We start from the raw sequence: 7,100 nt of genomic DNA, 5'->3' as shown, positions 1-7,100 counted from the left end.
GGCGGCACCGGCGCGCAGCAGGCCGCGGCGGGAGACCGCCTGCGCACCGGACCACGTCGTCATAGAGCGGGTCATCATTGACCTTTCCGCACACGGCACCGGCAACGCCTTCGGCGATCGCCGGTGCTACGCAGAGCACTTCGGTCGCGCAGTGCTCTGCACTTCGCGCTACGCAGTACTTCGAGCTACGCAGTGCTCTGCACTTCTTGGTCGCGCAGTGCTCTGCACTTCGCGCAGTGCTCGCTGAGCTTTGCGGGATATCTGAGCTTCGCGAGGCACTCTGGCATGATTGCGCGTTGTGCGCAACTGTCGTAGCGTGATTCGCGCAAACAGTGCGCGGCCCGGAGGTCGGACCGAGCCGCCGGAGACACCACCGGCCACTGCTCGCGCAACAGAGCCGAAAGGGGAAGCACATGGGCGACAACGCTCACACCGAAATTCCCCTGATCACCGATTTTTCCCGATATTCGCCGGAAAACACTGAACCGGCGGACGCCGCAGCAGTCTTGCGAGCGGACGTGCTCGCGATCGCCGACGACCTCTCCGGTGCCGCCGAGGCCGCAGCGGCCCTGCTACCGGGATGTCGCTCCGCGCGGATCGAACTACCCGCGAGCACCGAGACGCTTGCTGCGCACAACACGCAACATGATGGACGCCCGGCCCTCGCCGTGGCAGACCTGGACTGCAGGAATGCGCCAGGCGCCGAAGCCGAACGCTCGGTTCACGCAACGCTCGCCGCGCGCCCGGCCGCGAAGGCTTTCCTGAAGATCGACTCGCTGCTGCGCGGCAACGTGCGGTCCATGCTCGCCGCGGCACGCCCCGCAGTGCTCGCTCCCGCGCTGCCGCCCGCGGGCCGCACCGTCCACAACGGAGTGCTGCACGTCAGCGGACGACCGCTGCACCGGAGCGGTCAGTGGTCCGCCGAGTCCGCCGCTCCGGCTGCCACGATCGCCGAAGCGCTCGCCCCGCAGCGCTGCCGCGTCATCACGCTCGATGTCGTGCGCTCCGGCCGATTGCGCGAAACGGTGCGCGACTGCCTCGAAGCGGGCGAAATCCCGTTGTGCGACGGGGAGACCGACGCCGACCTGGACGCCGTCGTCGCGGCCTGCGCAGACCTGCCGGGAGTCCGGCTCGCGGGCTCCGGCGGCCTCGCGACCGCACTCGGCCGCGCAATGCCCGAAGTGGACGGCTACGGCATCGAAGCGCCCGATTCCGCGCACGGGCTGCTGTTCGTCATCGGCACGGCCGAGGCCGCCTCCGCCGAGCAAGTGCGCAGGCTGGCCACCCGCGGCGTGCAGCAGATCCCGCTCGACGTGCCCGTCCTGCTCGCACAACGCGACGAGTCCGACCCGATCGCAAGGGCGCTGCGGCACTCCCCGGTGGCGGTGACCTTGCAATCTCCGCACGGCGTGAACCCCGCGCACTCACGCGAAATCGTCCGGCGGCTGGCCGAAACCGCCGCCCGCGCCGTCAGATCCGCCGATCGCCCGGTCGATCTCGTGCTCACCGGCGGCGAAACCGCGCGCCGCGTGCTCGACGCGCTCGGCATGGACGAGCTCGTGCCACTCACCCAGATCCACCACGGCGCCGTGCGCAGCCGCACCCGCGGCGGCACGTCCGTGGTGACCCGGCCCGGCAGCTTCGGCGATGCGGACAGCCTCGTGCGCATCGCCGAACACCTGCGTCCCGCAACGGAAGGCTGAACATGACCACTCCCCTGATCGCCGTCACCATGGGCGACGGCGCCGGCGTCGGCCCCGAGGTCATCGCCGGTGCGCTGCTCGACGACGCGACCTCGGCGCGCGCTCGCCCGATCGTCGTCGGCGACGCCGAGCGGCTGCGCACCGCCGCGCGGATCATCGGGCGCGAGGCGCGGGTCGTGGCGGTGGACTCGGTCGACGACGCGGTCTTCGAGCCGGGGCGGATCAACGTGCTCGACCTCGGGCTGCTGCCCGCCGACCTGGCGTGGGGCGAGGTGTCACCGGCCGCGGGCGAGGCCGCGTACCAGTACATCCGGGTCGCCGCCGAGCTGGCCGCGCGCCACGCGGTGCAGGGGATCTGCACCGCTCCGCTGAACAAGGAGGCGCTGCACGCCGCCGGGCACCTCTTCCCCGGCCACACCGAACTGCTCGCGCACCTGACCGGCACCGAAGAGGTGTCCATGATGCTGTCCACGCCATCGGTCAAGGTCGTGCACGTGACCACGCACATCGGCCTGATCGACGCGGTCGCGAAGATCGAGCCCGGGCTGGTCGAGCGGACCGTGCGGCGCGGGAACCGGGCGATCACCGGGTCGGGGATCGCGCACCCGCGCATCGGAGTGTGCGGGATCAACCCGCACGCCGGGGAGAACGGCCTGTTCGGCCACGGCGAGGAAGAGACCAAGATCGTTCCCGCGCTGGAGCGGCTCCGCGCCGACGGCATCGACGCCCGCGGCCCGCTGCCCGCCGACACCGCGTTCTTCCTGGCCGGGCGCGGGGACTACGACCTGATCGTGGCGATGTACCACGACCAGGGACACGGGCCGGTGAAGGTGCTCGGGATCGAAGCCGGGGTCAACATCACCGTCGGGTTGCCGGTGATCCGCACGTCGGTGGACCACGGCACGGCCTTCGACATCGCGGGCACCGGCAAGGCGGATCCGCGCAGCATGGCCGAAGCGCTGCGGCAGGCGGCCGAACTCTCGGCCGCGGCTTAGCGCTTGGCCGGTCTGGTGAGCCGCAGGCACCGCGAACGGCTGGCGCACCTTCGCAAACCCGATCTGCGCTGCGGCAGCCGAACCGCATCCGCACGACGCGCCGATCCCCGCGCCCCGGCGGATCGGCCGCCTGCGCCATCCTTGGCAGGACGACATCGACCCGAGGAGGACCGACGATGCCCCGCGGATCGCAGGATCGCCGCGCCGCCATCGTGCGGCTGGCCACCACGTCCGGGCTGACCAGCGTCGAAGAGCTGTCCGCGACGTTCGGGGTCACCGCGTCGACGATCCGCCGCGACCTGGCGCAGCTGGAATCCGCCGGGCGGCTCGCGCGCACCTACGGGGGCGCGATCGCGGTCGCCGGGCACCAGGAGAGCTCGCTGCGCCAGCGCAGCAGCGAGGCGTTCGCGGCCAAGCAGGCCATCGCCAGGTGGGCGGCCGGGCAGATCCTCCCCGGTGAGACGGTGCTGCTGGATTCCGGCACCACCACCGGCGCCTTGGCGCGCGAGTTGCGCGACGCCCGCGACGTGACGGTCGTGACCACTGGCCTGACCGTGCTGCAGGAGCTGGTCAGCGCCGACGAGGTGCACGTGGAATGCCTCGGGGGCACGCTGCGGCACCTGAGCCAGGGCTTCGTCGGCCCGCTCACCGAGGCCGCGCTGAGCCGGTTGACCTTCGACCGGGTCTTCCTCGGCGCCGACGGGGTCACCGCCGAGCAGGGCATCTGCGAAGCCGACCTGCAGCAGACCCGGCTCAAGGAGCTGATGGCCGAGCGCGCCGACGCGGTGTACGTGCTGGTGCACTCGGCGAAGCTCGGCCACCACCCGTTCCACGCCTGGGCGCGGCTGCCGGAACGCTGGACGCTGGTCACCGACGCCGCCGCCGACGCCGCGGCCACCGCACCGTTCCTGAGCCGCGGTGTCGACGTCGTCGTGGCCGAGGAACCGGCCTGAGCCGCTACAGGTTCCGCTCCGCGTAGCGGCTCATCGCCGCGCGGATGAATGCCGCGCACTCGTGGTTTCCCATGCCGTAGCGCGGGTCGTCCACGTACAGCTGTCCCAGCCCGGCGAACGCCTCGCGGGACGGCCTCCTGCCGCCCCAGCCGGTGCTGACCCATTCGTACTGGCGGTGCGCGAGTTCCTGCGCCTGCGCGCCGTCGGCGGCTTCGCCGGCGGCGAACGCTTCCTGGAAGCCGCCGGCGATGTCCCGGCCCTGCTGCTGGAATTCCCGCTTCTCGGCGTCGCTGAGCGAACGCCACCAGCGGTCGGCGCTCGCGTACGCCGGGCGGCCCCAGCGGCGCACCACCTCGTCCTCGTAGCGGGTGTGGTCGAAGCCGTCGAGCGTTTCCTGTGCCATGAGTTCTTCCCCTCGTTCGAGCTTGCGCACGGTGCAGCGCACGGAGGCGATCTGCCGCTCGATCCGATCCCGCTCCTGCTGGAGCAGTTGCAGGTGATCGTGCAGCGCCGGTACGGGCTCTTGGCCGTCGAGCACCTCACCGATCGCCGAAAGCCCCATGCCCAACTCACGCAACAGCAGAATTCGCTGCAGCCGCACCAAGGCCTGCTCGTCGTAGTAGCGGTACCCGTTGGCGCCGACGCGCGTCGCGGGCAGCAGGCCGATCTCCCCGTAGTAGCGCAGCGTGCGACTGGTCGTGCCCGCCGCGCGGGCGAGCTCCTGAATCGCCCATTCCCCCACCACGCACCTCCCGTGCTCTGATGACCTGCACGTTAAGGCTTCACGCGGCGTCAACCTCAAGCCCTGACCCGGTGCGACGCGGTGCGCCGCTTAAGGTGGTCGGCGGACCCGCACGCCACGGAGAGGCCCGGATGACCGAGACGACGCAGGACTTCACGGTCCAGACGCTGCTCGACGTGCTCAGCCTGGAGACGATCGACGACGACCTGTTCCGCAGCACCTGCGCCCCGCCCGGGGCGCCGCGCCTGTTCGGCGGGCAGGTCGCGGCGCAAGCCCTGGTCGCCGCGACGAACACAGTGGACGATTCGTCGCGGGTGCACTCGCTGCATTCGTACTTCCTGCGGCCCGGGATCACCGGAGTGCCGGTGGTGTTCCGCAACGAGCGGCTGCACGACGGCTCGACGTTCCGGCGCCGCCGGGTGACCGCGGTGCAGCACGGCAAACCGATCCTGTCGCTGGACTGCTCGTTCACCACCGACCGGACCGCGCTGGAGTACCAGGAGCCGATGCCGCAGCGGCTGGCGCCGGAGGAGTGCCCGGCGCTGGAGTGGCCGGACACCGCCAACGGGTTCAACGCCTGGCAGCCGTTCGAGTTCCGCCGGGCACCGGCTCCCGGTCAGTCCACAGGGGACCTCGTGGACCGGTTCTCCGGAGATCTGTGGTTCCGGCTGCGCGCCACCGAGGGCGAAGGGCGACCGGCGACCGCGGTGCTGACCTACCTGAGCGATCTCACGCTGGCCGCCGCGGTGCTCGGGCCGACCGGACGCACCGATGTGGCGGGAATGACTTCGCTGGACCACGTGATGTGGTTCCACGAACCGGCTCGATTCGACGATTGGTTGCTGTACGCCAAGAACTCCCCCGCGGTCGGCCCGCTGCGCGGCCTGGCGCAAGGGCGGCTCTACACCCGCTCCGGGGCGCTGATGGCTTCGGTGGCGCAGGAAGGGCTGATCCACGGCACGCAGTGAGGCGCGCCCGGGTCCGGCACAGCGGCGGATGCTCGTTTGCTCGGCTCGATCGTTGATGCGTCGCACGCCGCTGTACCACCATCCGCCGTGGGGCACCGCCGCGGAAATCGCCGGCTCCAGCGCCGGGCCCGTCAGCTCGCGGCCTCCCTACGGTTGCGCGTCGCCCCGATCCGGCGGCATGAACCGCACATGCGGGATCCCGTCCACAGCGGACACTTCGCATCGGACGCCGTAGACCTCGCCGACGAGGTCGGCGGTGAGCACGTCCCGCGGCGCCCCAGCCGCCACCACGCGGCCGCCTGCGAGCACCACCAGTTCATCGCAGAACATTCCCGCGAGGTTGAGGTCGTGCAGCGCGATCACCGCCGTCACCGGCAATTCCCGGACCAGCGCGAGCAATTCGAGCGGGTGGGCGACGTCGCGGTGGTTCGTCGGCTCGTCCAGCAGCAGCTCGACCGGTTCCTGCGCGAGCGCCCGCGCGATCTGGGCGCGCTGCCGCTCACCGCCGGAAAGGCCGTGCCAACGGCGGTGTCCGAGTCCGTCCAGCCCGGTGCGCGCCAGGGCGCGCGCGATGATCTCGGCGTCCTGCGGCCCGCTGCCGCCCCAGCCGCCGCGATGCGGCGTGCGGCCGAGCGCGACGACTTCGGCGACGGTCAGATCGACCTCGGTGGACACCTGCTGTTCCACCACGGCGATCCGCCGCGCCAACTCGCGTCGTGACCAAGCCGCCATAGCTTGCCCGTCGATGTCGATCGCACCGGCGGAGGGCCTGCGCAGCCCTGCCAGCAGCCGCAACAGCGAGGATTTCCCGGAGCCGTTCGGGCCGAGCAACCCGAGCGTGCTGCCCGGTTCGGCGCGCAGGCTCACCCCGTCCAGGATGAGCGCGCCCCCGGCTGTCCACGACACCTCGCGCGCGGTCGGGCTCACGACACCCTCCCCCGCCGGACCAGCAGGACCGCGAAGGCAGGCACCCCGACCAATGCGGTGACCACGCCGACCGGAACCTCCTGCGGCGCGGCGATCGTGGTGGCCAGCACGTCCACCCACACCAGCAGGATCGCGCCGAGCACCGCGGTCACCGGCAGCAGCGCGCGGTGCCGCGGTCCGACCAGCAGCCGGGCCGCCTGCGGCAGCACCAGCCCGACGAAGCCGATCGCTCCCGCCGCTGCGACCAAGGTAGCGGCCAGCAGCGCGGTCACCACCAGCAGCAGCGCCCGCAGCCGTCCAACGTGGACTCCGAGAGCGGCGGCGGCGTCCTGGCCGAACGCGAAGGCGTCCAGCGAGCCCGCTTTCGCCAAGCACAGCACGAGGCACACCGCGCACACCACGCCCGCCAGCAGCACATCATCCCAGCGCGCACCGGAAAGCGAGCCCAGCAGCCAGAAGAGCACGCCGCGGGTCTGGTCGGCGTCCGCGGAGGTGATCACGATGTACGAGGTCAGCGCGGAGAACAGCTGCGTCCCGGCGACTCCGGCCAGCACCATGTGCCCGGCCGCGCCGCCTGCGGCCGTCGCCAGCAACATCACCAGCGCGAACGCGATCAGCGCCCCGGCGAACGCCCCGGCGGTGAGACCGACCGCCCCGGCCCCGAGACCGAGCACGACCACCGAGACCGCCCCGGTCGAGGCTCCCGCCGACACTCCTAACAGGAACGGATCGGCCAATGGGTTGCGCAGCAACGATTGCAGTACCGCCCCGCAGACTCCGAGCCCGGCTCCGCAGATCGCGGCCAGCGCCGC

At 71.7% G+C, this 7,100-nt stretch carries 7 protein-coding genes; 4 read left to right on the top strand and 3 right to left on the bottom strand.

The window, feature by feature from the left end; translation table 11 throughout:
- The first annotated feature begins 518 nt into the window (after positions 1 to 518).
- The 3 genes from IJH84_RS18820 (at position 519) to IJH84_RS18810 (ending at position 3,651) form a co-directional block, all read left to right on the top strand.
- Positions 519 to 1,703 carry a four-carbon acid sugar kinase family protein gene (locus IJH84_RS18820; RefSeq protein WP_295146844.1) on the top strand — a complete coding sequence of 395 codons (1,185 nt, stop codon included), beginning with the start codon at positions 519 to 521 and terminating at the stop codon, positions 1,701 to 1,703.
- Between the two features lie 2 nt (positions 1,704 to 1,705).
- Entirely contained in the window at positions 1,706 to 2,698 is a 993-nt protein-coding gene (pdxA, locus tag IJH84_RS18815; protein WP_295146842.1) for a 4-hydroxythreonine-4-phosphate dehydrogenase PdxA, read from the top strand.
- 176 nt (positions 2,699 to 2,874) lie between these two features.
- Positions 2,875 to 3,651, top strand: coding sequence for a DeoR/GlpR family DNA-binding transcription regulator (locus IJH84_RS18810; protein WP_295146840.1), 777 nt, complete (start codon positions 2,875 to 2,877; stop codon positions 3,649 to 3,651).
- Positions 3,652 to 3,655: 4 nt separating this feature from the next.
- On the opposite strand, the gene IJH84_RS18805 is transcribed toward IJH84_RS18810, so the two are convergent.
- On the bottom strand, positions 3,656 to 4,393 hold the full coding sequence (locus tag IJH84_RS18805; protein WP_295146838.1) for a MerR family transcriptional regulator: 738 nt from the start codon (positions 4,391 to 4,393) through the stop codon (positions 3,656 to 3,658).
- Positions 4,394 to 4,524: 131 nt separating this feature from the next.
- On the opposite strand from IJH84_RS18805, the gene IJH84_RS18800 reads away from it, so the two are divergent.
- Positions 4,525 to 5,361 (top strand): acyl-CoA thioesterase II, encoded by an 837-nt coding sequence (locus tag IJH84_RS18800; protein WP_233628072.1) that lies wholly within the window; start codon positions 4,525 to 4,527, stop codon positions 5,359 to 5,361.
- Between the two features lie 147 nt (positions 5,362 to 5,508).
- Here IJH84_RS18800 and IJH84_RS18795 read toward each other — a convergent pair whose 3' ends face one another.
- Positions 5,509 to 6,288 (bottom strand): ABC transporter ATP-binding protein, encoded by a 780-nt coding sequence (locus tag IJH84_RS18795; protein WP_295146835.1) that lies wholly within the window; start codon positions 6,286 to 6,288, stop codon positions 5,509 to 5,511.
- Positions 6,285 to 7,100: iron chelate uptake ABC transporter family permease subunit (locus IJH84_RS18790; RefSeq protein WP_295146833.1), on the bottom strand; the 816-nt coding region annotated here is incomplete at its 5' end. The genes IJH84_RS18795 and IJH84_RS18790, both read right to left, overlap by 4 nt.

The organism is Saccharopolyspora sp., assembly GCF_017434145.1.
GTDB classification, from domain to species: domain Bacteria; phylum Actinomycetota; class Actinomycetes; order Mycobacteriales; family Pseudonocardiaceae; genus Saccharopolyspora_C; species Saccharopolyspora_C galaxeae.
This window is presented reverse-complemented; position numbering and strand designations above follow the sequence as displayed.

Coding starts and splice junctions, on each gene's coding strand:
- IJH84_RS18810 (WP_295146840.1), top strand. CDS start 2,875: ATGCCCCGCGGATCGCAGGATCGCCGCGCCGCCATCGTGCGGCTGGCC.
- pdxA (WP_295146842.1), top strand. CDS start 1,706: ATGACCACTCCCCTGATCGCCGTCACCATGGGCGACGGCGCCGGCGTC.
- IJH84_RS18800 (WP_233628072.1), top strand. CDS start 4,525: ATGACCGAGACGACGCAGGACTTCACGGTCCAGACGCTGCTCGACGTG.